This window comes from Methylosinus sporium (assembly GCF_003113265.1).
GTDB classification, from domain to species: domain Bacteria; phylum Pseudomonadota; class Alphaproteobacteria; order Rhizobiales; family Beijerinckiaceae; genus Methylosinus; species Methylosinus sporium.
In genome coordinates, this window is record NZ_PUIV01000001.1 from 115,015 (window position 1) to 141,062 (window position 26,048).

At 66.6% G+C, this 26,048-nt stretch carries 28 protein-coding genes, 2 tRNA genes and 2 pseudogenes; 22 read left to right on the forward strand and 10 right to left on the reverse strand.

Going from position 1 to position 26,048, the window contains the following annotated elements:
* Positions 1-3: 3 nt before the first annotated feature.
* A pseudogene (locus C5689_RS00520) lies at positions 4-2,223 on the forward strand (copper-transporting P-type ATPase); the annotation flags it as partial.
* Positions 2,224-2,592: 369 nt separating this feature from the next.
* A pseudogene (locus tag C5689_RS18730) lies at positions 2,593-2,871 on the forward strand (OmpA family protein); the annotation flags it as partial.
* Positions 2,872-3,018: 147 nt separating this feature from the next.
* Here C5689_RS18730 and C5689_RS00525 read toward each other — a convergent pair.
* Positions 3,019-3,095 (reverse strand) — tRNA-Met (locus C5689_RS00525).
* Between the two features lie 161 nt (positions 3,096-3,256).
* Here C5689_RS00525 and C5689_RS19020 point away from each other — a divergent pair.
* Positions 3,257-3,592, forward strand: coding sequence for a transposase family protein (locus tag C5689_RS19020; RefSeq protein WP_146188289.1), 336 nt, complete (start codon positions 3,257-3,259; stop codon positions 3,590-3,592).
* 13 nt (positions 3,593-3,605) lie between these two features.
* Positions 3,606-3,956, forward strand: coding sequence for a membrane protein insertion efficiency factor YidD (gene yidD, locus C5689_RS00535; protein WP_108915590.1), 351 nt, complete (start codon positions 3,606-3,608; stop codon positions 3,954-3,956).
* On the opposite strand, the gene C5689_RS00540 is transcribed toward yidD, so the two are convergent.
* Both C5689_RS00540 and C5689_RS18735 read right to left on the reverse strand, forming a co-directional pair.
* Positions 3,920-4,753 carry a hypothetical protein gene (locus C5689_RS00540; RefSeq protein ID WP_108915321.1) on the reverse strand — a complete coding sequence of 278 codons (834 nt, stop codon included), beginning with the start codon at positions 4,751-4,753 and terminating at the stop codon, positions 3,920-3,922. The genes yidD and C5689_RS00540 overlap by 37 nt on opposite strands.
* Positions 4,754-4,875: 122 nt before the next feature.
* Positions 4,876-5,334 carry a hypothetical protein gene (locus tag C5689_RS18735; protein WP_244594516.1) on the reverse strand — a complete coding sequence of 153 codons (459 nt, stop codon included), beginning with the start codon at positions 5,332-5,334 and terminating at the stop codon, positions 4,876-4,878.
* 137 nt (positions 5,335-5,471) lie between these two features.
* On the opposite strand from C5689_RS18735, the gene C5689_RS00550 reads away from it, so the two are divergent.
* Both C5689_RS00550 and C5689_RS00555 read left to right on the forward strand, forming a co-directional pair.
* The gene (locus C5689_RS00550; RefSeq protein ID WP_108915322.1) at positions 5,472-5,843 is read left to right on the forward strand and encodes a helix-turn-helix domain-containing protein; all 372 of its coding nucleotides are present in this window, start codon (positions 5,472-5,474) and stop codon (positions 5,841-5,843) included.
* A gap of 2 nt (positions 5,844-5,845) precedes the next feature.
* Positions 5,846-6,691 carry a DUF6456 domain-containing protein gene (locus C5689_RS00555; RefSeq protein WP_108915323.1) on the forward strand — a complete coding sequence of 282 codons (846 nt, stop codon included), beginning with the start codon at positions 5,846-5,848 and terminating at the stop codon, positions 6,689-6,691.
* Here the strand turns inward: C5689_RS00555 and C5689_RS18310 are convergent.
* Positions 6,686-6,832 (reverse strand): hypothetical protein, encoded by a 147-nt coding sequence (locus C5689_RS18310; protein WP_158271721.1) that lies wholly within the window; start codon positions 6,830-6,832, stop codon positions 6,686-6,688. The genes C5689_RS00555 and C5689_RS18310 overlap by 6 nt on opposite strands.
* A gap of 219 nt (positions 6,833-7,051) precedes the next feature.
* Here C5689_RS18310 and C5689_RS00560 point away from each other — a divergent pair, with 219 nt between their 5' ends.
* Complete coding sequence (locus C5689_RS00560) at positions 7,052-8,833, forward strand: ABC transporter ATP-binding protein (RefSeq protein ID WP_108915591.1); 1,782 nt, start codon at positions 7,052-7,054, stop codon at positions 8,831-8,833.
* 78 nt (positions 8,834-8,911) lie between these two features.
* On the forward strand, positions 8,912-9,316 hold the full coding sequence (locus C5689_RS00565) for a rhodanese-like domain-containing protein (RefSeq protein WP_108915324.1): 405 nt from the start codon (positions 8,912-8,914) through the stop codon (positions 9,314-9,316).
* Between the two features lie 114 nt (positions 9,317-9,430).
* Here the strand turns inward: C5689_RS00565 and C5689_RS00570 are convergent, their stop codons facing one another.
* From C5689_RS00570 to C5689_RS00580, 3 genes are all read right to left on the reverse strand, one after another.
* Positions 9,431-9,730 (reverse strand): addiction module antidote protein, encoded by a 300-nt coding sequence (locus tag C5689_RS00570; RefSeq protein WP_108915325.1) that lies wholly within the window; start codon positions 9,728-9,730, stop codon positions 9,431-9,433.
* Positions 9,731-9,734: 4 nt separating this feature from the next.
* Positions 9,735-9,947, reverse strand: coding sequence for a type II toxin-antitoxin system RelE/ParE family toxin (locus C5689_RS00575; protein ID WP_108915326.1), 213 nt, complete (start codon positions 9,945-9,947; stop codon positions 9,735-9,737).
* 160 nt (positions 9,948-10,107) lie between these two features.
* Positions 10,108-10,197 (reverse strand) — tRNA-Ser (locus C5689_RS00580).
* 233 nt (positions 10,198-10,430) lie between these two features.
* Here C5689_RS00580 and C5689_RS00585 point away from each other — a divergent pair.
* The 6 genes from C5689_RS00585 (at position 10,431) to C5689_RS00610 (ending at position 17,088) form a co-directional block, all read left to right on the forward strand.
* Complete coding sequence (locus C5689_RS00585; protein ID WP_158271722.1) at positions 10,431-11,849, forward strand: M23 family metallopeptidase; 1,419 nt, start codon at positions 10,431-10,433, stop codon at positions 11,847-11,849.
* Between the two features lie 80 nt (positions 11,850-11,929).
* Positions 11,930-13,744 carry an ABC-F family ATP-binding cassette domain-containing protein gene (locus C5689_RS00590; protein WP_108915328.1) on the forward strand — a complete coding sequence of 605 codons (1,815 nt, stop codon included), beginning with the start codon at positions 11,930-11,932 and terminating at the stop codon, positions 13,742-13,744.
* A gap of 109 nt (positions 13,745-13,853) precedes the next feature.
* The gene (gene rpiA / locus C5689_RS00595; RefSeq protein WP_108915329.1) at positions 13,854-14,570 is read left to right on the forward strand and encodes a ribose-5-phosphate isomerase RpiA; all 717 of its coding nucleotides are present in this window, start codon (positions 13,854-13,856) and stop codon (positions 14,568-14,570) included.
* A gap of 48 nt (positions 14,571-14,618) precedes the next feature.
* Positions 14,619-15,167 carry a DUF2059 domain-containing protein gene (locus C5689_RS00600; RefSeq protein WP_108915330.1) on the forward strand — a complete coding sequence of 183 codons (549 nt, stop codon included), beginning with the start codon at positions 14,619-14,621 and terminating at the stop codon, positions 15,165-15,167.
* 92 nt (positions 15,168-15,259) lie between these two features.
* Positions 15,260-16,627, forward strand: coding sequence for a glutathione-disulfide reductase (gor, locus tag C5689_RS00605; protein WP_108915331.1), 1,368 nt, complete (start codon positions 15,260-15,262; stop codon positions 16,625-16,627).
* Between the two features lie 98 nt (positions 16,628-16,725).
* The gene (locus C5689_RS00610; protein ID WP_108915332.1) at positions 16,726-17,088 is read left to right on the forward strand and encodes a cupin domain-containing protein; all 363 of its coding nucleotides are present in this window, start codon (positions 16,726-16,728) and stop codon (positions 17,086-17,088) included.
* Between the two features lie 144 nt (positions 17,089-17,232).
* Here C5689_RS00610 and C5689_RS00615 read toward each other — a convergent pair whose 3' ends face one another.
* Together C5689_RS00615 and C5689_RS00620 are read right to left on the reverse strand one after the other, a co-directional pair.
* A complete protein-coding gene (locus C5689_RS00615) occupies positions 17,233-19,737 on the reverse strand; it encodes a TonB-dependent receptor (protein WP_108915592.1) in 2,505 nt (834 codons plus the stop codon).
* 78 nt (positions 19,738-19,815) lie between these two features.
* Entirely contained in the window at positions 19,816-20,196 is a 381-nt protein-coding gene (locus tag C5689_RS00620) for a DUF2946 family protein (RefSeq protein ID WP_108915333.1), read from the reverse strand.
* 109 nt (positions 20,197-20,305) lie between these two features.
* On the opposite strand from C5689_RS00620, the gene C5689_RS00625 reads away from it, so the two are divergent.
* The 8 genes from C5689_RS00625 to C5689_RS00655 all read left to right on the forward strand — a co-directional run bounded on the left by C5689_RS00625 (position 20,306) and on the right by C5689_RS00655 (position 25,424).
* The gene (locus tag C5689_RS00625) at positions 20,306-20,722 is read left to right on the forward strand and encodes a DUF2946 family protein (protein WP_108915334.1); all 417 of its coding nucleotides are present in this window, start codon (positions 20,306-20,308) and stop codon (positions 20,720-20,722) included.
* Between the two features lie 179 nt (positions 20,723-20,901).
* On the forward strand, positions 20,902-21,543 hold the full coding sequence (locus C5689_RS00630) for a MotA/TolQ/ExbB proton channel family protein (protein WP_108915335.1): 642 nt from the start codon (positions 20,902-20,904) through the stop codon (positions 21,541-21,543).
* A complete protein-coding gene (locus C5689_RS00635) occupies positions 21,543-22,055 on the forward strand; it encodes an ExbD/TolR family protein (RefSeq protein ID WP_108915336.1) in 513 nt (170 codons plus the stop codon). The genes C5689_RS00630 and C5689_RS00635 overlap by 1 nt, the downstream gene beginning before the upstream one ends.
* Complete coding sequence (locus tag C5689_RS00640; RefSeq protein WP_108915337.1) at positions 22,052-22,771, forward strand: hypothetical protein; 720 nt, start codon at positions 22,052-22,054, stop codon at positions 22,769-22,771. The genes C5689_RS00635 and C5689_RS00640 overlap by 4 nt, the downstream gene beginning before the upstream one ends.
* Before the next feature lie 16 nt (positions 22,772-22,787).
* Positions 22,788-23,312 carry an energy transducer TonB gene (locus C5689_RS00645; RefSeq protein WP_108915338.1) on the forward strand — a complete coding sequence of 175 codons (525 nt, stop codon included), beginning with the start codon at positions 22,788-22,790 and terminating at the stop codon, positions 23,310-23,312.
* Between the two features lie 15 nt (positions 23,313-23,327).
* Positions 23,328-23,645, forward strand: coding sequence for a hypothetical protein (locus C5689_RS18090; RefSeq protein WP_146188290.1), 318 nt, complete (start codon positions 23,328-23,330; stop codon positions 23,643-23,645).
* Between the two features lie 12 nt (positions 23,646-23,657).
* Positions 23,658-24,017: an energy transducer TonB gene (locus C5689_RS00650; RefSeq protein ID WP_108915339.1), complete on the forward strand. Its 360-nt coding sequence runs from the start codon at positions 23,658-23,660 to the stop codon at positions 24,015-24,017.
* A gap of 69 nt (positions 24,018-24,086) precedes the next feature.
* Complete coding sequence (locus tag C5689_RS00655; RefSeq protein WP_108915340.1) at positions 24,087-25,424, forward strand: sialidase family protein; 1,338 nt, start codon at positions 24,087-24,089, stop codon at positions 25,422-25,424.
* Here the strand turns inward: C5689_RS00655 and nusG are convergent.
* On the reverse strand, positions 25,390-25,932 hold the full coding sequence (nusG, locus tag C5689_RS00660; RefSeq protein WP_108915341.1) for a transcription termination/antitermination protein NusG: 543 nt from the start codon (positions 25,930-25,932) through the stop codon (positions 25,390-25,392). The genes C5689_RS00655 and nusG overlap by 35 nt on opposite strands.
* Between the last annotated feature and the right edge of the window lie 116 nt (positions 25,933-26,048).

Below are 26,048 nucleotides of genomic sequence, written 5' to 3' on the forward strand. Positions count from 1 at the left end.
CCCATGGCCCATGAACATGCCCATGAGCACGCCAACCGACACTCTCGCGAGGAGCATCTGCATTCTCCGGCGAGGGCGGCGCCCAGGGAACAGCGCGGCCGAGGCGCGTATCCAGAGGTGATCTACACCTGCCCGATGCATCCGCAAATCCGCCAGCCGAAGCCGGGCAATTGCCCGATCTGCGGAATGACGCTCGAGCCTGTCGTCGCAAGCGCCGAGACCGGGCCGAGCCCGGAGCTCGTCGACATGGCGCGGCGCTTCTGGATCGGCCTCACCCTCGCCGTTCCTGTCCTCGCTCTGGAGATGGGCGGACATCTCTTCGGCCTGCATCGATTGCTTTCACCGCAGCTCTCCATTTGGATTCAATTCGCTCTCGCGACACCCGTCGTTCTGTGGGCCGGCTGGCCGTTCTTCGAGCGGGCGGCGCGGTCTCTCGTGACGCGCAATCTCAATATGTTCACGCTCATCGCAATGGGCGCCGGCGTCGCTTGGGCCTATAGCGTGCTCGCGACTTTCGCTCCGACGCTGTTTCCGCCGGCCTTCCGCAACGCCGACGGCTCGGCTCCGATCTATTTCGAGGCCGCCGCGGTCATCACTGTCCTCGTTCTGCTCGGACAGGTGCTGGAGCTGCGCGCGAGGGAACAGACCGGCGGCGCGATCCGCGCTCTGCTCGATCTCGCGCCGAAATCCGCGCGGCGCGTCGCCGCCGATGGATCGGACGAGGATATTCCGCTCGAGCAAGTCGCAGTCGGCGATCGGCTCCGCGTGCGCCCTGGCGAAAAGATCCCCGTCGACGGCGAACTACTCGACGGCCGCAGCTCGGTCGACGAATCTCTGGTCACGGGCGAGTCGCTGCCGGTGTCTAAAAACGCCGGCGACAAAGTCATCGGCGGCGCGCTCAACCAGAGCGGCGGCTTCGTCATGCGCGCCGACAAGGTCGGCCGCGACACGATGCTGGCGCGCATCGTCGAGATGGTCGCCGCGGCGCAGCGCAGCCGCGCGCCGATCCAGCGGCTCGCCGATCAGGTCTCCGGCTGGTTCGTTCCGGCCGTCATCAGCGTTGCCGTCCTCGCCTTCATAGCCTGGGCCATCTGGGGACCGGAGCCGCGCATGGCCTATGGCCTCGTCGCGGCCGTGTCCGTCCTCATCATCGCCTGCCCCTGCGCGCTAGGCCTCGCGACGCCCATGTCGATCATGGTCGGCGTCGGACGCGGCGCGCAGAGCGGCGTACTCATCAAGAACGCCGAGGCGTTGGAGCGCTTCGAGAAGATCGACACTCTCGTCGTCGACAAGACCGGCACGCTGACCGAAGGCAAGCCTCGCGTGACAGACGTCCGACCGACAGCCGAGCTCGCCGAGAATGATCTACTGCGTCTCGCCGCCAGCCTCGAACGGGCGAGCGAGCATCCGCTGGCGCAGGCGATCGTGCAATCGGCGCTCGCGCGCGGGCTCGAGCTCTCCGAAGCGAAGGAGTTCGATTCGCCAGTCGGCAAAGGCGTGACGGGCGTGGTCGATGGTCGATCGCTGATTATCGGCAATCGCCGCTTCCTGGACGAGATCGGCGTCGACGCCGGCGCCGCCGATGCAGAAGCCGAGCGGCTCAGAGAAGACGGAGTCACCGCGATTTTCGTCGCCCTAGACGGCTTCGTCGCCGGCGTGATCGGCATCGCCGACCCCGTCAAGGAGACGACGCCCGTCGCCCTGCAGGCGCTGCGGAAGGATGGCGTGCGCGTCGTCATGCTGACGGGCGACAATTGGACTACCGCGCGCGCCGTGGCGAAGCGGCTCGGCATAGACGAGGTCGAAGCCGAGATTCTTCCAGAAGACAAAAGCGAGGTGGTGAGCCGGCTGAGAGCGGCCGGCCGTGTCGTCGCCATGGCGGGCGATGGCGTCAATGACGCGCCGGCGCTCGCCGCCGCCGATGTCGGCGTCGCCATGGGGACGGGAACCGATGTCGCGATCGAGAGCGCCGGAGTCACCTTGCTGAAGGGCGATCTGCAGGGCATCGTTCGCGGCCGGCGGCTCTCGGCCGCGACGATGCGCAACATTCGCGAGAATCTCTTCTTCGCGTTCATCTACAACGCCGCCGGCGTGCCTGTCGCCGCCGGCGCGCTCTATCCCGCTTTCGGACTGCTGCTGTCGCCGACGATCGCCGCCGCCGCCATGGCGCTGTCGTCGGTGAGCGTGATCGCCAACTCGCTACGGCTGCGCCGATCACGCATCGACGAGCCGGCCCCTACCGACGCCCTCCGCCGCTCGGCGGGCTCGAGACGCTCGATATGGGCGGGGGCGACGGCCGCCGCGCTGGCGATCGTGGCCGTTCTGGCGTGGTGGCGCCCATGGCGGCCGAGCCTTCCCCTTGCCGAAACGCCGCCGCTTCCATCAGCGCAGTCCGAGGCGGCGCCGACGGCCGGGGTCGTTCCGACTCTCCCGACGGAGCGCTCAGCCGAAACGCAGAAAGCGGAAACGCGGTCCAGCGTCGTTGCGAGCGAAGGGGTGGAGTCGAAGTTGCGCGCCTTCCTCGTCGGCGAGGCGGCTCCCGGGCGAAAAATTGCCTGGTTCGAGCTCGACGGCGTCGCTTTCGAACCGCGCGGAGCGGCCCTGCGGCCCGCCGCGCAGACGCAATTGCGGGCGGTCGCCGACATTCTGGCCGCTCATCCTCGCGCCAGAGCGACGGTCGCGGCTTATGGCGACGCCAAGAGACTGTCGAAGCGGCGGGCGGAGGCCGTGGTCGCAGCGTTGACGCGCCTGGGCGTCAACGCCGCTCGTCTCCGTGCGCTGGCGCTCGCGTCGAAGCCCTCTGGCGCCACGGGATCGAGCGAAAATTCAGTGGCGGACAGCGGTTTGCTGCTCGGCGTGCGGCTGAAGTGAGATTTTGAAGGCCAGCGAATGCCAATATCCGTCGCAACGACGAATGCGCGAACGCCGCTGATGGTAGCGGCTTCGTAGCGGCACGGCGCGTAATCAGCGGGCCAGAAAGTCGCCAACTATATGAAATTACATAATAAATTCTGTTCGTGGTAGCGGAGGAGGGATTCGAACCCCCGACACAAGGATTATGATTCCTCTGCTCTAGCCGACTGAGCTACTCCGCCTCACGCCCTTTCGGGCGAGCGTCGGCGGGTATAGTCGACGCCCGTCAAAAGTGTCAAGCCGTGGTCCGGTCCCGCTGCGAGACCGGACAAAGCCGAGTCTTAAATCGTCAACGATTCGTTGACCATGCTAACGCGCCATAGTGACGGATTTCTTGGCTCATATGCGGATTGTGCCGGACCACCGCATCCCTGGGATGGTGACCTATCCGCTCGACGAGATTTTGCTGACGGCCCTTGTCGGCGTCGTCTGCGGGGCCGACGACTGGGACGGCGTCGAGGAGTCGCGGCGGCGGGGGCCTTGGATTGGTTGCGGGGCTATCTGCCGTTTGAAAACGGCGTCGCCGCCGCCCAGACCCTGCGCAAGGTCTTCCGCCTGCTCGACCCGCTTCGCCGCCTGGACGGCCTCGGTGCGTCCGCTCGCCCGCGAGGTCGTCGCCGATCGAGCGCGAGCGCGACTTTCGGCCCGGTCGGTCCTCGGTTGTGGAGCGCGGGCGTGATAGGCTCCGCGTCATGCTCCGGTCGCTTCCCGCCCGCGCCGCTCGCGCGCTCATTCTGCTCTATCGGCTCAGCCTGTCGGCGTTGATCGGGCGCGAATGTCGCTATCTGCCGAGCTGCTCCGAATATGCCGATGAGGCGATTTCCCGTCATGGCCTCTGGGCCGGCGGCTGGATGGGCTTTGCGCGCGTCTGCCGATGCCGGCCGGGCGGCGGCGATGGATATGATCCGGTTCCGCAGACGACGCCGGAGGCGGCGCATCCGCTCGCGCCTTGGCGCTATGGCGCATGGCGGCGGCCGCCTGTCTGCGAGGCTGTCGAGGGCGGGGATCAGGACCGCGCCATCAGCTCCACGGCGAGGCCGTAGATGCGCAGGCGGACCGGCTCCGGCAGGGCGCGCAGCGCCTCGAGATAGGTCTGGCCGAGAGCGCAGGTTTTTTTGTCGTCGAAGGGCGGATCGGGCGTTTTGCCGTCGAGCAGCGAGTCGATCTCCGCCTTGCGCAGCCCGCGCGCGGCCAGAGCCTTCTCCAAGGCGCGAAAATCCTCCTCGCTCGGCGCCGAGCGCTCGAGCTGCTTGGCCTGGCCGCTGGCGATCGCCTCCAGGCCGACCAGCGCCATTTCCGCCACCAGCGCACGCCGCCGCGCGGCGAAACTGTGGAAATCCTGATCGACGCCGCCATAGAGAAAGGCGGCGCAGAGCTTTTTGTTCTCCGACGAAATGGCGCGCAGCACATCGAGCTGCAGATCGAAGACGCGGGCGAGGACAGAGGGCTCCGCTCGGGCGGCGAGCACGCCGCGCGCCTGACGTAGCCGGCGCACCGATTCGGCGAGATAGAAATCGACGCTCGCCGCCTCCGCGCCGGCGGGCTGCTCCTGCGAAAAGGAATCGATCGCGGCGGCGTAATCGGCCGGAAAGTCCTCATGCAGGCGCAAGAAGAAGGTCCGGTATTCCTCCGTGGCGGCGATCGCCCGCTCGACGCGGTCGCGCGCCAAAAGGAGCGGCTCGACGGGAGCTTCCGCGGGCGCGGCTTCGGCGAGCGGCGCGTCATGCGCCGCCTCGGCGAGGCGACGGCCGGGTCCGAGCGCCATCATCGTCAGTCCGAAGCCGAGACAGATCGCGACGAACGCGCCGGTCGCCAGAGCGAGCAGCCTCTCCAAGAACATGGTCGGTCTCTCGATTTGCCCACGACGCGAAATGGACCTTCGAACGCATCGACGAATGAAACCGCTTTTTAGCCCAAACCCGCCGGCCGACAAAGGGCGTCACGCGACACGGCGTCCCAGGATCACATGGCGGGGCGAGCTGAATTGTCTCCCCCCTCGCCCGTTTCTTTGCCCGTTCCTTTGCGGGACGCCTTGCCGGACGCCTTGCTGGACGCTTGGCGCGTCAGGCGCAGCGCGCGCGCCTGCTCGGCGCGATGGGCGACGAGAAGCGCGATATGGCGGGAGAGATCATAGGTCCAATGTCCGGCGCGGGCGCGTTCGGCTCGTAGCGCGCGCTCGAGCTCCTTCAGCACGGCGGCCGCCGCCTCCGGCGTCTCGGCGGCGATGGCGTCGCGCGACAGGCGATGAAACGAGCGCAGGAAGTCCTCGCGGCGATAGGCGCCCGCCTTCTCCCGCAGCGCGATCTGCAGGCTTTTGCGCGCTGCCGCGCGAAGGCGATCGCGGGCTTCCGAATGATCGCAGGTCTGGAAAGGATCTCGGGCCTGGAAAGGATCATGGGCAGATGATGTTCGACGCGGCATGGCGGTCCTCCCGCGCCGACCATCGCCGAACGGAGAGAGACGGGGATAAGTTTTTTGTCCGTTGTATAGGATTAAATTCATGATAGCCTCATGAGAGTCGTCGGCCGAGAGCCGCGACGCCTGCAAGGCGAGACCAAATGCGCCCCCGACGAAACGCCGCTATCCGCACTTCCCCACTCTGCGTCGCCGCCGTCGCGGCGGCCTGCGGCGTCGCCCCGCGCGAGCTCGGCGCGCGCAGTCGCGGCCGCGCCCCTGTCGCCGACGCCCGCCATCTCGCTCTCTATCTCGACCACGTCGCTTTCGGCGCGAGCCTTTCGGCCTGCGGGCGCGCCCTGTCGCGCGACCGCGCGAGCGTTCGCCATGCTTGCGCGCGCATAGAGGATCGCCGCGACGACGCGAATTTCGATCGCGCGGTCGTCGCTCTGGAACAGGCGCTCGGCGCGCAGAAGCGCCTGCTCGAGGCGCTCGCTTTTTCTTTCATCTCGCATCCGACCGGAGAGGAGTCATGAGCATGAGCCAGCGGCATAACGACAATGACGATACGCGCGCACTCCGCCGATTGTTGGAGGCGATGAGCGAGCCCGGCGCCGAGGCGATGACGGACCCGCTCGGCGCGCGCTCGATCGTCGTGGCGGCGCCTCGCAAGGGGATCACAGTGGCGCGGGCGCGCCTCTCCCGCTCCATCGCCGATGCGGCGGCCGCGCGCGGGCTGGCGCGCTGGGAGGGGGCGGAACAGGCGCGCCGTCTGCGTTTGACGGAAGCGGGCCGCGCGCATCTGAGGCGCCTCGCCGCGCCCGCCGAGGCGAATCCGTTTTTCGCCCAGCACAGCGATCTCTCGCCGCGCATAATGGAGAAAGGCGCGCGCCCGACGCTCGTCGACGCAGGGGAGAGCCCGCTCGCCTGGCTCGCCCGCCGCAAGGATCGCGCCGGGCGGCCCTTCCTCGCGCCGGAGCAGATCGAGGCCGGCGAGCGCTTTCGCCGCGACGTCACGCAGGCCGCTATTCTCCAGCGCGTCACCGCCGATTGGGAGGCCGCGCTCGGCTCGGCGCGCGGCGGCGGCGCCGGCGCGAATATCGCCGATGTGGCGATCGACGCGCGCCGGCGCCTCGCCCGCGCCTTCGACGCCGTGGGGCCGGAACTCGGCGGCCTGCTCACCGACGTCTGCGGCTATTTGAAAGGGCTGGAGTTGGTCGAAAGCGAGCGCGGCTGGCCGCAGCGTTCCGCCAAAGTGGTGCTGAAAATCGCGCTCGAGCGGCTCGCACTGCATTATGGGCTGGCCGGCGAGGCGCGAGGGCCCGCCCGTGCGCGCGATGTGCTGCATTGGGGCGCTGAGGATTATCGTCCTACGATCTCATAGGCCGGGCGTCAGGCGGCATGGTTGACAGAGCCGCGCTTTGGGCGCATGAGTCTCGCCATATTGCAGCGCAATATGGCGCATCGCCCAGGCGATGCGGTCGTCATCTTCGAATCGGGGAGTCGCCATGATGAAATTCGTCATGTCTCATCGTTCCCCGGGCCGCGCCTAGAGAGTTCAGGCAGTGAGCCCGGTTCAAAAAATCCGGGCTGTTCTCTCTCGCGCGTCGCGCCGACACTGTCGGCGCTGACGAGTTTCTCTCGAAAGACATTCCGGAACGAGCCGCGACGGGGCGCTGGAGCCCGCGTCGCTTTCCTTTCGTCGCAAAAAGGGATCGGGGCGTTGGCGCGTCCCGCAGGATTCATGTCCGCCTATTTGAAAACGCTGCGCTTCGCGCTCCGCTATTGGCTGCTCTCGCCGCGTCTGCTGGCGGCGATGCTCGTCGCTCGCCTCGTCTCCAATGTCGTCGACGTCTTCGTGCCGGTCGCCTCCGGCCATCTCGCCGATGTCGTCGCCGGCGAGAGCCGCGAGCTCACGCCCGCGCTCTGGGCGCTCGCCGCGTTTCTCGGCACGGTGCTGCTGTTTCATTGCCTGCGCAATTTCGTCGCCTTCTCCGTCTGCCATGTCGCGGCGCATGGCATGGCGGCGCTGGTGCGCGAGTCTTTCGCGCGCGTGCAGAGATTTTCCGCCGACTGGCACGCCAACGCCTTCGCCGGCGCGACGGTGCGCAAAGTCACGCGCGGCGTCTGGGCGTTCGATTCGCTGACCGACACGCTCATCTTCGGCATGTTGCCGGCGGCGACGGTCATTGTCGCGATCACGGCGCTGCTGTCCTGGCGCTGGCCGCTGCTCGGCCTCGTCGTGGCGATCGGCATAGCGCTGTTTCTGGCGATGGGAATCGGGCTGTCGCTCGGCTGGATCAGCCCGGCCGCGCAAGTCTCGCAGGCGCTCGACTCCACGGTGAGCGCGCGGCTCGCCGATTCGATCACCGGCAATCAGATCGTCAAAGGCTTCGCCGCCGAGGGGCGGGAGGATGCGAGCTTTGCGGCGCTGATCGCCGAATGGCGGAAACGCACGCTCGTCGCCTGGTATCGCGGCTCCACCGTGGGGCTGCTGCAGGCGATCGTGATGATCGTCATGCAGGCCGTGCTGCTCGGCTGCGGGCTGATGTTGTGGTCGCAGGGCGGCATGACGACCGGCGACGTGGTGAGCCTCATCGGCATACAAGGGCTCATCAACGGCTATTTGCGCGACATTGGCGAGCATGTGCGCAATCTGCAGCGCGCCGTCAACGAGATGGAGGATGTCGTCGAATTCGACGCGCAGGAGCCGGATGTGGTCGACGCCCCCGGAGCGACGCCGCTCGCAGTGACGCGCGGCGAGATCGTCTTCGACAATGTGACCTTCGGCTATCCCAATGCGCGCAGGAAGCTCTATGAGAATTTCTCGCTGACGATCAGACCGGGCCAGCGCGTCGGCCTCGTCGGGGCCTCGGGCGCCGGCAAGACGACCTTCGTCAAGCTGCTGCAGCGCCAATTCGATCTCGACGCCGGCCGCATTCTCATCGACGGCCAGGACATCGCCGCGGCGACTCAAGCCTCGCTGCGGCAGGCGATCGGCATCGTCGCGCAGGAGCCGATCCTGTTCCACCGGCCGCTCGGCGAGAATATCGCCTACGGCCGACCGGACGCCGCGCAATATGAGATCGCGGAAGCCGCGCGTCTCGCCCATGCGGACATATTCATCGAGCGTCTGCCCGACGCTTATGAGACTCTGGTGGGCGAGCGCGGCGTGAAGCTCTCGGGCGGCGAGCGCCAGCGTGTAGCGATCGCGCGCGCCATTCTCGCGGCGACGCCCATATTGGTGCTGGACGAGGCGACCTCCTCGCTCGATTCCGTGTCCGAATTCCATATTCGCGCGGCGATCGAGCAATTATCGGCGGGACGCACGACGATCGTCGTGGCGCATCGCCTGTCGACGGTGCAGCGGCTCGACCGCATATTGGTGTTCGATCACGGCCGTATCGTCGAGGACGGCTCGCATGAGGAGCTGCTGCGCCTCTCGGGCGGCGTCTATCGGCGCCTGTTCGAGACGCAAGTCGGCGCCGGCGACTCGCTGGAAGAGGCGATCGAGAGGGCGGGGTGAGAGCCCCGCCCCTTCGGCGATACGAATTTTCCGTTATCGAAAATGAATTGCCGTCACCAGAGCAGAGAGGCGATACGAATGGCCGAGGAATCGAAAATCGACGCGGCGCGGATCGCCCATTATGCGGCGAAGCTCGAATATGAGATCGACTCCTGGGACCTTCGCGCATGTGATGAGGAGGTGGTCATCGTCGACGCGCGCTCGCCCGAGGCCTATGAAAAAGAGCACATTCCCGGCGCCATCGGCTTTCCGTATCGGATAATGACCGAGGAGACGACGACGCATCTTCGTCGCGATGTGCTCTATGTGACCTATTGCGACGGCGTCGGCTGCAACGCATCCACCAAAGGCGCTTTGAACCTCGCCCGCCTGGGGTTTCGCGTCAAAGAGCTGATCGGCGGCCTCGACTGGTGGAAGCGCGACGGCTACGCCACCGAAGGTGCGCAATCACGCGCCGGCGGCGTTACGGGCTGCGCCTGTTGACGACCGCTGCGTCTCGAGGCGCGCGCGCAAGTTCGGCGCGCGAAAGCTCGATCGTCCAGTCGAGGCCCGGCCGCCGGCCTCGCGCCTTATGAAAAAATGAAAGCGCAACGCCGGTCACGGCGTCGTCGAAGAGGCCGGAATCAAAGCGATCTTGACGTTCAACGCGCGCAAGACCGCGCTGATCGTCTCGAACCGCGGATGTGAGCCGGGGGCGAGGGCTTTATAGAGACTTTCGCGTCCGAGCCCGGCGGCTGCCGCGACCTGCGCCATGCCGCGCGCCTTCGCTACTTCCGAAAGCGCTGCGAGCAAGACGTCGGAGTTTTCGTCCTCTGCGGCGGCTGTCAGATATTCTGCGATCGTTTCCTCGTTATCGAGATAATCGGAAACGTTGAAGGCGGCGAAATTCTTGGTCATAGGGTCACTCCTTCAGCTCCCGCGCCAATTCCTTCGCGCGCTCGATGTCGCGTCGCTGCGAGCCCTTGTCGCCGCCGCAGAGCACGGTCGCGCCGCAATCGCCGAAATTGCCATGCGCGGCGCTCGTCAGCCGCGCCAATATGCGGGCCTTGCCCTTTCGATCGGCGAGACCGGAGAGCCATTCGTCGAAGGGCGATGATCGAACGAGCGTAAACATGTCCGACCGTATCCAAGTGGATACAGAAAGACAAGCTAGTCGCAGGTCGCCGCATGGCAAGCGGACGGCGTCGCCGGTGGACGCCGGAGCGGATCGACAGGCGGCTCGTGAGAGGACGTCCGCGGCCTAGAATGAGGCGGAGGAGTAGATTTGAGAGAGCTGGCGGAGAGGGAGGGATTTGAACCCCCGATACGGTTGCCCGTATGCCGCATTTCGAGTGCGGTGCTTTCAACCACTCAGCCACCTCTCCGGAGGCGAAAGCGAGGACTTGCCCCGCTCGCGGCGAAGCGCCCAATAGCACGCGTTCGCGTCGGCGATCAAGGCTCGGCGAAGCGATTGGCGCGCGCTTCTCTTCGTTCGGCCTCGCTCCAGGCCGGCGGCGCAGATTTGCCGATCGTTAACCTTAATGAGGTCTAACGGATCGGCCTGCCTCCCTCGCGCGCTCGCGGCTCTCGCGTGAGGGCGGGCCTCTGGAACATGCGTATGACGCCCAAAGCCAATGAACCGAGACCGCGACGAGAGCGGCGTCCCTTCGTCATCGAATTCTCGCTCGGCGCGCATTCGCGGCGGGTGGAGCTCTCCGCCCCGATTCTGGTCGTCGCCGGCGCGGCGGCGGTCGCCGCGGGACTGCTGGCGCCTTGCGCGGCCGCCTATCTCGCCTTTCGCGACGACATGCTCGCCGAGCTGGTCGATCGCCAGACTCAGATGCGCTACGCCTATGAGGATCGCTTGGCCGCCATGCGGCTGCGGCTCGATCAGGCGACGAGCCGGCAGTTTCTCGCCCAGGGCGATGTCGAGAGCAAGGTGCAGACCCTGGTCGCCCGCCAGGCCAAGCTGGAGACGCGGGCGGCTCTCGTGGCGCGGCTCGTCGACGGCGTCGCGTCCAAGGAGGGCAGAGTCCCCGTCGCCGCGCCGCGCCGCGCGAGCGTCGTAGCGCCTGTGGGATTGCCGTCCGGGACCAGCGCCTATGCGCCGGCGCCCGAGGAGCGGCCAGAGCCTTTCGCCGGCTTCGACAAGCCGCAGCCGGAGGGTCTGGAGCTGCGGCTGCGACGCGAGGAGGACGCGCCGGCCAAATCTACGGCCAACTCTTCGGCCGAGCCGACGGCCGAACGCGGCGGCGCCTCGGCAGCGCTCGCGCCGCAGACCGAATCGCCCCGCCTCGCCGCCGACGCCGGCCTGCCGATGCAGTCGCGCCTCGCGCATTTGGAGGCCGCGCTCAATCGCGCCGAGCGCGAGCAGACCCAGCGGCTCGGCCGGCTGGTCGAGCCGATTCGGGCGGCGACCGCGAAGCTGCGACGCGCTTTCGATGTCGCCGGCCTGCCGGTCGAGCGCTTTCTTCCCAAGGGCGGCGCCAAGGCCGACGGCCAGAGCTTCGCCGGCGGGCCTTTCGTGCCGGCCGAGCGCAGCGATCTCTTCGAGCGCGAGCTCGGCGCCGCCGAAACCGCTGCCACCACGCTCGAGGGGCTGCGCAGCGCGCTGCCCAGCGTGCCGCTGCGTAAGCCGCTCGCCGGCGCGGTGGAGACCACCTCCGGCTTCGGCTATCGCACCGATCCTTTCTTCGGGCGGGCGGCGCTGCATACGGGCGTCGATCTGCGCGATGATTACGGCTCGCCCGTGCGCGCCACGGCGGGCGGCGTCGTCGTCAGCGCCGGGCCGAGCGGCGGCTATGGGCAGATGGTCGAGATCGACCATGGCTCCGGCCTCGCCACGCGCTATGCGCATCTCTCGGCCATCGCCGTTGCCGTCGGCCAGGAGGTGGCGCCGGGCGAGACGGTCGGGCGCCTCGGCTCGACGGGCCGCTCCACCGGGCCGCATCTGCACTATGAGGTGCGGGTGGACGGCGAGCCGGTCGACCCCTCGCGCTTCCTGCGCGCGGCCTCGACTCTGGCGGAGAGCCGTTGAGCCGGGCTGGCGTTATGGGGCGAGTGCGATAAAAGACGCGGGGCCGGCCTCGTCCCGCCGGCGCGGACATATCGGACCCCATGGCCCCGCCACCTCTTTTGACGCTCCAGAATGTCGGGCTGACGCTCGGCGGCAAGCCGCTGTTCGAATCGGCCGATCTTTCCGTCTCGCCCGGCGAGCGGCTGTGCCTCGTCGGCCGCAACGGCTCGGGCAAATCGACCCTGCTGCGAATCGCCGCCGGCGAGGTGGAGGCGGATTCCGGCGCGCGCTTCCTGCAGCCGGGCGCGAGCCTGCGCTATCTGCCGCAGGAGCCCGATCTCTCCAAATTTGCGACCACGCTGGATTATGTGGTCGACGGCCTCGGCCCGACCGACGATCCCTATATCGCCAAGGCGCTGCTGCTCGAGCTCGGCCTCACGGGCGAGGAGAATACGCGCAGCCTCTCCGGCGGCGAGGGCCGCCGCGCCGCGCTCGCCCGCATCCTCGCGCCGGAGCCGGACGTGCTGCTGCTGGACGAGCCCACCAACCATCTCGATCTGCCGGCGATTCTCTGGCTCGAGGAGCGGCTCGCCGGCCTGCGCTCGGCGATGGTGATCATCAGCCATGATCGCCGCTTCCTGCAGGATCTGACGCGCTCGACGGTTTGGCTCGATCGCGGGCGGACGCGATATTTGTCGCGCGGCTTCAAGGAGTTCGAGGCCTGGCGCGACCGCGAGCTGGAGGAAGAGGAAAAGCAGCAGCACAAGATCGACCGCAAGATCGTCGCGGAAGAGCATTGGCTGCAGCATGGCGTCACCGGCCGCCGCAAGCGCAATCAGAAGCGCCTCTCCGACCTTCACGAGATGCGCGCGCGGCGGCGCCGGCATGTCGGGCCCACGGGCGACATAAAGCTCGAGGTCGCCGAGGCGCAGGCCTCCGGCGCGCTGGTGGTCGAGGCGCGCGGAATTTCCAAGGCCTTCGGCGAGCGGACCATCGTCGATCATTTCTCGACGCGCGTCTTGCGCGGCGATCGGCTGGGCATTGTCGGCGCCAATGGCGCGGGCAAGACGACGCTCATCAAAATGCTGACGGGGACGCTGGCGCCGGACGGCGGCCATGTGCGGCTCGGCGCTTCGGTCGAGATGGCGACGCTGGATCAGAGCCGCGCCAGCCTCGATCCGCAGACGACATTGAAGGACGCGCTGACCGGCGGCGGCTCGGATTTCGTCGAGATCAACGGCCAGCGCAAGCATGTCATCGGCTATATGCGGGACTTCCTCTTCGGCTCCGAGCAGGCGCGCACGCCCATCGGCCGGCTCTCCGGCGGCGAGCGCGGGCGCCTGCTGCTGGCCCGCGCGCTGGCGCTGCCCTCCAATCTTCTGGTGCTGGACGAGCCGACCAACGACCTCGATCTCGAGACGCTCGATCTCTTGGAGGAGATGCTCGCCGATTATCCGGGCACGCTGATCGTCGTCAGCCATGATCGCGATTTTCTCGATCGCATCGCCACTTCCGTGCTGATGTCGGAGGGCAATGGCCGCTGGCTCGAATATGCCGGCGGCTATTCCGACATGGTGACGCAGCGCGGCGAAGGCGTGCAGGCGCGCAGCGCCGCCGCGGCCCCGCGCGAGGAGAAGCCGAAAGCAGCCGGCGGGCCGAGGCCGAAGGCCGCCGCCAAGCCGCGCCTTTCCTTCGCCGAGCAGCATGCGCTGACGACGCTGCCGGCGAAAATGGAGGAGTTGCGCGGCAAAAGGGAGAAGCTGCAGAAGTTCCTCGACGATCCTGGCCTCTATGCGCGCGATCCCGCGAAATTCGCCGAAGCCGGCAAGCTCCTCGCAAAAGTGGAGGAAGAGCTCGCCGCCGCCGAGGAGAGCTGGCTGGAGCTCGAGATCAAGCGGGAGGAGATCGGCGGGTGAGGCGCTTCACCCTCCCCTTTAAGGAAAGCCGGCCGCCCCGCCGTTGCTTTCGGCCGACGAAACGACTATCCGGCCTTTTCTCCTAATCGACCGACAGAGGACGCCGCCCATGCCCGCCCCTTCCGCCGATGAGCTGAAACGACAGGCGGCCGCCGTGGCCCTCGAGGCCGTCGCGCCGGGAATGCGGCTCGGGCTCGGCACGGGCTCCACGGCGGCGCATTTCGTCGATCTGCTCGGGGCGAAGGTGAAGGCGGGGCTCGACGTGCTCTGCGTGCCGACTTCCGAGCGCACGCGCGCGCAGGCCGCAGCGCTGGGCGTGCCGCTGGCGACGCTGGATGAGGCGCCGGAGCTGGACCTCACAGTCGACGGCGCCGATGAGTTCGACGCGAAAATGCGCCTCATCAAGGGCGGCGGCGGCGCGCTGCTGCGCGAAAAAATCGTCGCTGCGGCGTCGAAACGCTTCATCGTCATCACCGACGAATCGAAGCGGGTCGAGACGCTGGGCGCCTTCCCGCTGCCGGTCGAGATCGATCCTTTCGGCGCGAAGGCGACGCGGCTGCATGTGGAGCGGGTCACGCGCGATCTCGGCCTAATCGGGACCGTCGGCCCGCGGCTGAAGCCGGGCGGCCATGTTTTCGTCACCGACGGCGGCCATTTGATCCTCGATTGCGCATTCGGCGCGATTTCCGATCCCGACGCGCTGGCCGATCGCCTCTCGGCGATTCCCGGCGTCGTCGAGCATGGTTTGTTCATCGGCCTCGCCACGGCGGTGGTCGTCGCCGGCCGCGACGGCGTCGTTACGCTCGGCCGGACGGGCGCGGCGTAACCGAGCGACGCGAAGCCGCCGAATTGGTTTCACGAGGAGACGTCCCGAGTGATTTTTCGCCCGACGATTGGTTTCGCCACGCTCATTCTGGCGACCGCGGCTCTGGCCGGCGAGCGGCCCGGCGCCGTCCCGGCGGCGGCCGTCTCGCCGCCCATCGCCTCCGCTCCGACGGTCGCGGCCACGCCGGCGCAACTGGCGTTGGCGCGCACCATCGTCGTCGATTCCGGGATCGCTTCGTCTTTCCGGCTCATCATTCCGCAATATCTCGAGCAAATCGCCCTTTCGGTGACGCGCACGCGGCCCGAAATGGTGCCGGACCTCAATCTCGTGCTCGCCGCCGTGCGGCCGGAGTTCGACAAAAAGGTCGAGGAGATGATCGACAGCGCCGCGCAGCTCTACACGCAGCGCTTCTCGCCCAAGGAGCTCGAGGATGTCGCGGCTTTCTTCAAGAGCGCCTCGGGCCGCAAATATGTCGGGATGCAGCCGGTGCTGATGAGCGACATGTTCGTCGCCATGCAGGCGTGGTCGCAGAAGATTTCCGTCGACATGATGACGCGCGTGCGCGAAGAGATGCGCAAGAAGGGCCACGAGCTCTAGCCGCCCCATGAACGGAGAAATCTGGAGCGGGCGAGCTCTGGCGGGACCCGTGCGGGCCGTTCGCCCTCGGGTCGCAGATTCCGGGGTTCGAAATGGCAGAGCATGATTATGATCTCGTCGTCATCGGCGCAGGCTCGGGCGGCGTTCGCGCGGCGCGCATCGCCGCCGGCTATGGCGCGAAAGTCGCCATATGCGAGGAGTTCCGCATCGGCGGAACCTGCGTGATCCGCGGCTGCGTGCCGAAAAAGCTCTATGTGATGGCGAGCCGCTTCCACGATGATTTCGAGGACGCCGCTGGCTTCGGCTGGCGCGTCGGCGAAGTGGCGTTCGACTGGAAGGCGCTGGTCGCCGCCAAGGAGGCGGAGATCACCCGCCTTTCCGGCCTCTATGCGCAAAATCTCGAGAAGGCCGGCGTGGAGGTCATTCGCGAGCGCGGGGTGATCGCCGGGCCGAATGAAGTGTCATTCGCCGGCGGCAAGCGCGTCTCGACGCGCTACATTCTCGTCGCCACCGGCGGCGCGCCGACGCTGCGGCCGGACATTCCGGGCCTCGAGCACGCCATCTCCTCCAATGAGATTTTCGATCTGCCGGAACTGCCGAAGAGCCTGCTCGTCGTCGGCGGCGGCTATATCGCCGTGGAATTCGCCAGCGTCTTCGCGCGGCTCGGCTCCAAGGTCCATTTGTCGCTGCGCGCCGATCTGCCCTTGCGCGGCTTCGACGAGAATCTGCGCCGCCTGCTCGACGAGGGCCTCGTCAATGCGGGCATAGAGATTCACCGCGGCGCTCTGCCGACCGAGCTCGAGAAGACCGCGAGCGGACTCGTCGCGACGCTGCAGAATGGCGCGCGGCTCGACATAGACGCCGCGCTGCTGGCGACCGGCCGCGCGCCGCTGACGCAGGGTCTGGGGCTCGAGGCTTTGGGCGTCGCGATGAAGGAGAGCGGCGCGATCATCGTCGACGATTATTCGCGCACCAATGTTCCGTCCGTCTACGCCGTCGGCGATGTGACGGATCGCATCAATCTGACGCCCGTCGCCATTCGCGAGGGCCATGCCTTCGCCGATACGGTGTTCGGCGGCAAGGATGTCCGCGTCAGTCACGAGCTGGTGCCGACGGCCGTGTTCACCACGCCGGAGATCGGAACCGTGGGCCTCGGCGAGGCCGAGGCGCATGAGAAATACGGCCGGCTCGAGATCTTCGAGACGAGCTTCCGGCCGATGCGCGCGACTTTGTCGAAGCGCGCGGAAAAAGTCTTCATGAAGATTTTGGTCGAGGCGGCCAGCGATCTCGTCGTCGGCGTGCATATTCTGGGACCGGAGGCGGGAGAGATGGCGCAGCTTCTCGCCATCGCGCTGCGGCTCGGCGCGCGCAAGGCCGATTTCGACGCCACAATGGCGCTGCATCCGACGCTCGCCGAAGAGCTGGTGACGATGCGCACGCCGAGCCGCATCGTGGAATAGCGCTTCCTGTCGAAGCGGACGCCGGCACGGCGCCGCGACCGCGTTCGAAACGAGCCGATACGAGAACGAACGCCGATTTCCCGAGGAGTTCCCTCATCATGCAGCAAGGCGACATCGCCGCTAAATTTTCGGCGTTTTCGGAGCATTGGAGGCCGAAGGTCATCGCGTCCACGAATGGACAAGAGGTCAAGCTCGCGAAGGTTCAGGGCGTCTTTCCTTGGCATCTTCACGAAGACTGCGAGGAGATGTTCGTCGTCTGGAAGGGACGCTTCCGGGTCGAGTTCAGGGATAAGATCGTCGAGTTGGGGCCGGGGGAATATATCGTCGTCCCGCGCGGCGTCGAACATCGCACAGCCGCAGACGAGGAGGCCGAAATCATCATCTTCGAGCCCGCGGAGACGCGCAATACGGGCAATGTCGTCGATGAGACCTTCACCGCTCCGCAAGGCGTCGTGATTTGATGTCTGCGACCTGTGGGCGAACAGTCATCGACCCGAATCTCTCGTGACGCGTCGCGACGCCGCATGGGGAATCGTCTCGAGCAGAGGCGCTCGATCCGCGTGACGAGGCGATCCGAGCGTTTCGGATCGCCTCGCTTTTCACTCTTACTTCACGAAGGACACGTCGAACAGCGGCGGCTCGTCGCCCTCGAAGAATATGCCGCGCTCGCCCTTTTCGCGGCCGAATTCATATTTCGCCGAGACCGTGTAGGTGCGCTGCGGGAAGGGGTGGAACAGGAAATATTTGTAGTTGCCGATGTTGTCGACGCCGAAGTCGAAGCTGATGTGCTTGTTCCATTTGTAATGGATTTTCGTGTCGACGACGAAGAAGCGGTCGAAGCTCTGATAGACGCCGTGGGCGATGTCGTTATTGGCGAGCGTCGTCCACATCTGGCCCTGATAGCGGGCGGCGACCGTAAAGGCCCAATGATCGTCGGGCCGATAGGTCGCCTGCATGGTCGCGCGCCAATCCGGCACATTGGGCACGCGCTTGCCGGCCACCGACAACGCCCAATTGTCGTAGTTCGTGCCGCCCGAAGGCGCCCATTTGCTGTCGGAGATCACGCGGGCGTTGAGATAGGTCGCGCTGCCGACGAGCTCGAGCCCTTGCACGAGAACATTGTCCTTGCGCGCCGCGACCTCGACGCCGCTGTTGCGGACGCGATCGACATTGGTCGTCTGCGACGCGGTGAAATTCTGTCCAGTGACGAAAGTGCTCTGCGAGATGATCGCGTCACGCACTTCCTCGTCGAAGAGAGAGACGCGCACCGAGCCGTCCGCGCCGATCTTGCGCTCGACCGCGAGTTCCTTGCTGAGCGCCACTTCCGGCCGCAGATTGGGGTTGGGATTGACCAGCGTGCCCGAGGCGCCGGCGATCGTCGTCAGATTATAGAGTTCCTTGGCAGTCGGGAAGCGATTGGCGAGGCCGATCGAGCCGGTGATCGTCCAATCCTCGTCCGGCGTCCATTGCAACGAGCCCTTGGGCGAGAAGCGCGTATGATTGAGAACGGGCTGATAGGTCGGCAACATGCTGAGCGCCGTGGCCGTCGAGCCGAAGCCATTGGCGTTGATGCTTCCAAGCGATTGATTATAGCCGTCCGACGCGACCCAATGCTCCCAGCGGCCGCCGACGGTGAATTTGAACTCTTTCGATATCCTCCACGCGTCCTGCGCCCATAGAGCCTGGGTGCGCGTCGTGCCATTGCCGATCGAGGCTGCGACGCCATAGGACGAGGCCATGCCGCTCGTCCAATTGGTGGTGAGCCAGGTGGGATTGTTCAGATGGAACTGATCCCCATGCAGGCCGAAGCTGATGTCGTGGCCGGCGAGAACGCCGTCCGGCCGCAGAATGCCCTTGAGGTCGAGCAGCGTCCAATAGGTGCCGTTGTAGCGGACATCCTTGCCGGTCGAGGAATAGCCCACCGGCGCGGCCGTATAGGGCGAGCGCTGATCGGATTGCAGATAGGTGAAATGCGAGGCCGAGACCTCGAAGTCGAAGGGTCCGCCCGTGTTGGATTTCACCGCCAGCGCATTGGTGAGCATCTTCTCCTGCACGCGGTAATAGCCGCTGCCGAAGCTCTGCATCGCCGCGGAGCCGATGCTGCCCGTTCCGCTCGTCGCGCCGAAGGCCTGCAGGCCGCCGGAGACATAGGATTGCGGAATGGAGGTTCCGTCATTGCTCCAGAAGCCGAGCGTGTAGGTCGCGCGGATGGTCGGCGAGAAGTCGTAGGCCAATTTCAGCTTGGCGTTGACCTGATCGTTCTCGAGATTGCCGGAGGAGCCGAGAACGGTGGCCGGCCCGCCGAATTTGGTGTTGCTGAAATAGGCGCCAGGCCAGCCGTAGAGGCTGCTCGAGGTCACATAGGTGAGCGGCTGCGTCGTGCCATGGGCGTAATTGCCGGTGAGGAACCAGGAGAAATCGCCGATCTTGTCGCCGACGGAGGCGCTCGTCACCTCGGTGTGGAACAGCTTGCTCGTTCCATAGAGCGAGAAGTCCTGCAGCGAGACGCTCTGCTTGGCGGTGACTTCCAGCTTGTCGGGCATGCGCGTGGTGATCTGCAGCACGCCGCCCATCGAATTGCCCGGATATTGCGCCGAGAACGGCCCGTAGAGCATGTCGACGCGCTCGATCTCCTCCGGCGCGACGAGGCCCCAGCGCGGCGCGCCGATGCTGTTGTCATTGCCGATGAGGGCGGTGAGCAGCAGATCGTCGGCATAGACGAGACTGCGGGCGCTCGACGAGACGCCCCATGTGCGCGTCTGCAGCACGGCCTGCGTGTCGCCGTTGTTGCGTTTGCGCACGAACAGGCTCGGCAGATATTTGACCACGTCTTCCGTGTCGATGACGTTGATCGTCTCGTCGATCTGCTTGCGGGTGATGCTGGTGACAGTGTTCGGCAGAGCGAATTTCTGCACGAAGGCCGGCTTGCCGTCGGGAAGCGTCGGCGACCAGACGGAGGCCGGCGCGGGCCGTGACTGTGTGGGCCGCCCGTCCCCGGCGATGTCGATCGTCGGCAGCGCCTCCTGGGCGCGGGCCGGCGGAAGCGCCGCGGAACAGACGATGAAGAGCGCGCCGGCGGAGACGCCGCGCAGCAAATGATGGCGATGCATATTCGGATATCCTTCCCCTGACGCCCTCGCGAGGGCGCGCGTCGAATTGCGGCGCTCGCGCGCCGCGGTCATGTCGCGTCAGGAAAAGGAGGGGGAGGCGCGGGTCGGCGCGTTGCTGTCGTCGCGCGAGAAGGGAATGGCGGCGAATTTCGTGGACGGGCGCGTCGTCGCCGCGCGCAAAGGCGGCGCGCCGACCCGCTCGGCGAGAGCGAGAAACGGGAGACCGCCGGCGCCGAGCTCGCAAAAGCCGCAAGCGCCGTGCCGATGCGATGGATCGCTTTTGCGCGCGGGCTCGCCGCGATCGCTCGCCGCGGAAGCAGCGCTCGCCACGACATGGGCGACGACGCAGAGCTTCGTCGCCTCGCCGCCCGCGACATGCGCGCGCGCTCCGCCGAGAGGCGCGCTCAGCGCCTGACCCAGCAGTGCGAAAAGGAAGAGGAGCTTGGCGACCGCCGCCATCGCGCGCGTTGACTCTACCGATTAACCAGACGCGAATTAGCGCGCTCTTCCAAATAAATCCAAGACCCCGCAGATTGTCAGAAGTTAAAAAATCCATTAAGAGACATTTATGTCACACACGGGGGGCCAGCGCATAGAACTGCGGGCGATCTGCGCGATCGCCGCCGTTTTCGCGCTCGTTTTCGCTCTCCTCGTTTCCGGCGCGCCGCATCGGCTTTCGAGCGCCGCCGCCGATGGACGCGCGGGCGATCAGATCGTCCGCGGCGTGTGCCATGACGCGCTCACGGATGCGAATGTCGGAACGCCGGGCCGGCCTATGAAGAAAGGGGCGAATTGCCCCTGCTGCCTCGCCGCGCATTCCGGTCCGGCCGTGCTGCCCGACCGCATTTCCGCCGCCCTCCGCCGGGAGGTCGCGGCGCAGCCTGCCGTCTATCGAGTCTTCGCCGCCGCGCGGCCGCCTTTCACTCTGTCGCAGGCGGTCAATGGCGCAAGGGCGCCGCCCGCCGGTCCGCTCGCTCTCTCCTGACGACAGGCGGGTTCCGCGCCGCTGGCGCGCGGGATCGGCGAAGACGGGCTTCGACGGAGCGTCCTCTTCCCTCGCGGACGGGACATTGCCGTTGGACGAACAAAATCACAAGCAACAACAATCTGCTGATCCGCGGCGGGCGCCGTGAGATCGGGGAACCCCAAGCGCGAGTGCGTCCTATGGAATACGGCTCAATTTCTCCTGTCACCATGTTCATCAACGCCGGCCCGGTAGGCAAGGTCGTGATGGCCGTCCTGCTCTTGGCCTCGGTATGGACCTGGGTGCTCATCGTCGAAGGCGTCGTCGCCTCCGTTCGCATCGGCAAGGCGGCGCGGATCGCGCGCTCCGGCGGGCCGGCCGGCCTGCTCGCGCCCATAGAGGCGGCGGGCGAACATGCCGCGGGCTTCGACCTTCCGGGCGAGTCGATCGGCGAGAAGCGCGAGCGCGTCGCCGAGATCATGAGCCGCGTCGGCCGCGAGCTGATGACCAAGGCGGAGGGCGGCTTGCCCAATCTCGCCGTCATCTCCTCGGTCGCGCCTTTCGTCGGCCTGTTCGGCACGGTGTGGGGCATTATGACGAGCTTCGCCGGCATCGCCCAATCGCAGGACACCAGCCTCGCTGTGGTCGCGCCGGGCATCGCCGAGGCGCTCGCCGCCACCGCCTATGGCCTCGCGGCCGCCATTCCCGCCTCGGTCGGCTATAACCGCATCGGCGCCTCCTTCTCCCGCGCCGGCCAGCAGGTCGCCCATTATGTCGAGGACAAGGCGCTCGCCGTCACCAGCGGCCACATCGTCGCCTCCAGAAAGCGGGAGGCTGCGTGATGGCCGGACTTCCGACACGCTTCAAGAACGGCGACAGCCTCTATCAGCCGCTCTCCGAGATAAATGTGACGCCGCTCGTCGACGTTATGCTGGTGCTGCTCATCATCTTCATGGTGACGGCGCCTCTGCTCGCCAAGGGCATGAAGGTCAATCTCCCGCAGTCCAAGGCGGCGCAGCCGCTCAATCCCAAGGAGCCGATCGTCGTCGCCGTCTCCAAGGACGGCAAGGTGGCGCTCGGCGCCGATGAAGTGTCGGCCGAAGCGCTGGTCGACGGCATCAAGGCGATGATGGGCTCCGACACGAGCCGCATCGTTCATGTTCGCGGCGACAAGGAGGCCAATTACGGCGAGGTGATCGCCGTGATGGACAAATTGGCGACCAATGGCATCACCCATATCGCCATACTCACCGACTCGCGGCCCAAGGGCGCAGCGGCTGCGACGCCTGCGGCCTCCGCTCCTGCGGCCCCGGCTCCTGCGGCGGCGGTCCCCGCGGGAGGGGCGACGAAATGACGGATGCGATCCTCTCATCCTTCGAGAGCGGCGGCACGCCAGTGGGCGATCCACCCTCCGTCAAGCCGGCGTGGCTGCGGCCGGCGAGCGTCGCGGGCGTGGTCGTCGCCCATGCGGCGGTCGGCTGGCTGCTGTTGAGGCTGGCCGTCCCCTCGATCGCCAGCCTCGATTCCATCAGCATGGAACTCGTTCCGCAGGGCGATTTCTTCGAATCTCAAGAAGTGAGCGCCGCGGATGAGGAACCGCCGCCGCCGGAAGAGATCGAGACGCCAGATCTCGCCATTCCGCCGCCGCAAGTGATGTCGCCGGAGGCGCCGCCGCTGCCGCAGCAGAAAGAAGTCGTCGAGAAAAAGAAGAAGATCGTCGAGAAGAAAAAGGAAATCGAGCACGATAAAAAGCGTGAGGCGCAGGCCAAACGCCGGATCGGCGCGCCGGAAGGCCAATCGCAGAGCCAGGGAATGTCGCAGAGCGTCTATAAGGCGCTGCTGGCGAAGGCGATTCGCGAACGTAGCCCGGCGCGGACGGCGATCGGAGCGGGCTCCGCGGATGTCACCTTCTATGTGACCGCGAGCGGCGCCATCACCAGCATTTCCGCAACCGGCTCATCCCCCGCCCATGCCACATTGGCGCGCCAGATCATGGCTTCGGTGCACGCCCCGCGTCCGCCGGACGGCGGCTTTTCCTTCCGGCAACATTTCAATTTCAGCGACCACTGACCAGCAGAGGCACATTATGAGATTGATCTCCTACGCAATCGCCGCGACGCTCGTCTCCACGGCCGTCCTCGCGGTCGAAAATGAAGCGGCCGCCCCGGCGACCATCGCGCCCGTCGCCTCCGACCATGCTGTCGAGGCCAAGCCCGAAGCGAGCAGCGCCGAGACCAGCGCCCCCAAGGCGGGCAACGCCGAGGCGGTGAGCGTCAAAGAGACGAGCGCCAAGGCGAAGGACAAGAGCAAAGACAAAGACAAGGACAAAAAGCAGGCCGAGAAGGCGAAGCCCGCCGTCTCGAGGCAGGCCTATGTCAAGCTGCTCGCCGCGGAGATCAAGCGCCATGCGCCGAAGTCCTCGGAGGCGCAGACCGGCTCGATCCATGTCGCCTTCACCATCGGCGCCGCCGGCCGCGTCGTGTCGCACAAGGTGCAGAGCGCGTCCAATCCCGCGCTCGAGCCTGTCGTTACGCATATACTCGCTGCGGTCCGCACCGTGCCGCCGCCCGGCGGCTCCTTTTCCGCGGTGCAGGAATTCAACTTCCACTGATCGGCAGAAAGGCTAATGAAATCCCTGACCCTCGCGATAGCGCTCTCACTCTGCGCGGGGGCCGCCCTCGGCGGCGAGCCGAAGCATCCGACCGTTTATGTCCTTCTCGTAAAGGGCGTGCTGGACCGGCAGACTTTTCCGGCGCCGCATCCCGCAGGACGGGTCGACGCCGAGATCGAGATAGGCGCTGACGGATATGTCGTCTCCTCCCGCCTGCGGGGTTCCGATGCGCGCCTCGTGACGTTGGCGCGCGACAGGCTGGCGCGGGTCAGCCTGCCGCCGCCGCCCCCGAGGACAATACCACCTGCGTTATCGTTTCGTTTTCGTGCGTGAAGGACAGGCCAGATGAGACGCTCGATCTTTGTTCTCGCTTTTGCGCTCTTCGCCATTGCGGCGCAGGCCGCCGGCGACGCCAATGGCCCGGCTCCTGCCGCGCCGGCCCCTTCGGGCCTCTCGCAGAGTAAATTCCTCGGCTTGCTCTATAGCGAGATCGCCAAGCGCACGCCGATGGCGAGTCCCGCCGGGCCCGGCTCGGCGACGGCCAGCTTTCACATCGACGCCGCGGGCAAGGTCGACAAGGTGACGATCGCCCAATCGAGCAGCCCGAAACATGCGGAGATCGTCCGCAAAATACTCACCGGCCTCGAGGCCCCGCCGCCGCCCGGCGGCTCCTTCGAAGGATCGCAGAGGTTCAACTTCCACTGACGCGCGGGAGGGCGGCGGCTCTCCATTCCCTCGACCAGATTTTCCGCTTCCGCTGAGAAAGACATCGCCATGAAACGCGCCGCGCTCGCTCTGCTGTCCCTTCTCGCCGCTTCGAGCGCGCTCGCGCAGGAGAAAGAAGCGGAGAAAGGCGCCCAAGAGAAAATGGGCCGGATGGCCCATGCCGCGGCGCCCGCCTGCGCCGATCCGCTGCCCAGATGCGCAGTCAGCGCGACGCCCTCCTTCGGCGCCGATGGGCGGCTGTGGCTGACCTATTCCGTCGCCGGCAAGGTCTATGGCGCAATGTCTCGCGACAATGGCGGGAGCTTCGCGCCGCCTTTCGTCATAGCGGCGCCGGCGGGAACGCTCGACGACAATGGCGAGGCGCGGCCCAAGATCGTCGCTCTGGCCGATGGGACCTTGCTGGCGAGCTACACCACGCGGCCCGAGAAAAGTTACGAAGGCACGGTGTTCGTCACGCGCTCGACCGATGAGGGCCGGAGCTTCGCGCCGCCGCAGCCGCTCGTCGACGACAAGGGCCAGCGCTTCGAGACCTTCATCCTCGGCCCCAAAGGGCGCCTCTTCGCCGCTTGGCTCGACAAGCGCGACGCCGCCAGAGCGAAAGCCGCCGGCGAGAGCTTCGAGGGCAGCGGCATAGCGGTCGCCTGGTCCGATGATGCGGGCAAGAGCTTTTCCGGCAAGAGCATTCTGCTCGATCACAGCTGCGAATGCTGCCGCATCGGCGCGGCGCTCGATCGCGACGGCCAGCCCGTCTTCATCTGGCGGCATGTGTTCGAGAATAATCGCCGCGACCATATGGCCGCCAAGCTCTCCGCCGACGGCAAGACGCTGACCGGCGCGCGCGTCAGCCTCGACGATTGGGCGACGAGTTGCCCGCATCAGGGCCCGGCCCTGGCGATCGACGCCGCCGGGCGCTGGCATATCGCCTGGTTCACGCGCGGCAAGACGCGCCAGGGCCTCTTCTATGCGCGCAGCGAGGATGGCGGCAAGAGCTTCTCCGAGCCCGAGCGCATCGGCGACGCCGAGCGAGCCCCGCAGCGTCCGCAGCTGCTCGCCTCTGGCGGCGCGCTCTATCGCGCTTGGAAAGAGTTCGACGGAACGACGACGACGATCCTCGCGCAGATCTCGCGCGACGGCGGCAAGAGCTTCGACGCGCCGCGCGCGCTCGCGCAGACCGCCGAGGCCTCCGATCATCCGCTCCTCGCCGAGAGCAAGGGCGTCGTCTATCTCTCCTGGCTGACGCATGAGGAGGGCTATCGGCTGATCCCGCTGCAGCGGGACCATGCGCGAGCGCCCGCGCGCAACGCGACTGCGGGGCTCGCGAAGAAACAGCGAGCGGCGCCGACGCCGATCGTCAGCAGGCGACGAGCTGCGTCTGCGTCACTTTGACCTTTACGGGTCGATTGAGCAATTCCATCAGAACGACGATGCGATCACGCTCGTTCATATCGACGATCGTCGCGACGAAATCGTGGAAGGCTCCGCCGGCGATACGAACCTTCTGGCCGATCTCGAAGGCTTGCTCCGGCTTGGCGATCAAGCCGTCGATCTCTCTCGATCTGAGAGTCTCGACAAAATCCGACGGAAGGAAGCTCGGTCCATCGCCCAGGCGAACGAGCGTTCTCACGCCGAATGTCGAGCAGATCGGCGCCCATCGCGACTGCGATGTCATCTCGACGAAAATATAGCCCGGAAACAAAGGCCGGGGGACGTCCTGCGTGCGGCGCGCATGGCGGACGCGCTTGAGCGCCCATGGGCAGTAGGCGTGATATTGCTGACGATGGAGATTTTCGAGAGCGAGGCGCTCTTGATGGGGCCGCGTATTCACGACGACCCAACCATTCGGGCGATCCGAGAAATCGATTTCGACAGTCTCTCTTTCCACCAATGACGCCATGACGAACCTCGACTGTTTTCGCAATGCGGCGACGCCGCGAGCCCTTCCGGCGCGGAGGGTCCGCGTCGGTTCGGCCGATGCGATCAAAATTTCGAAAGACGCAGCCGATCGCTGCG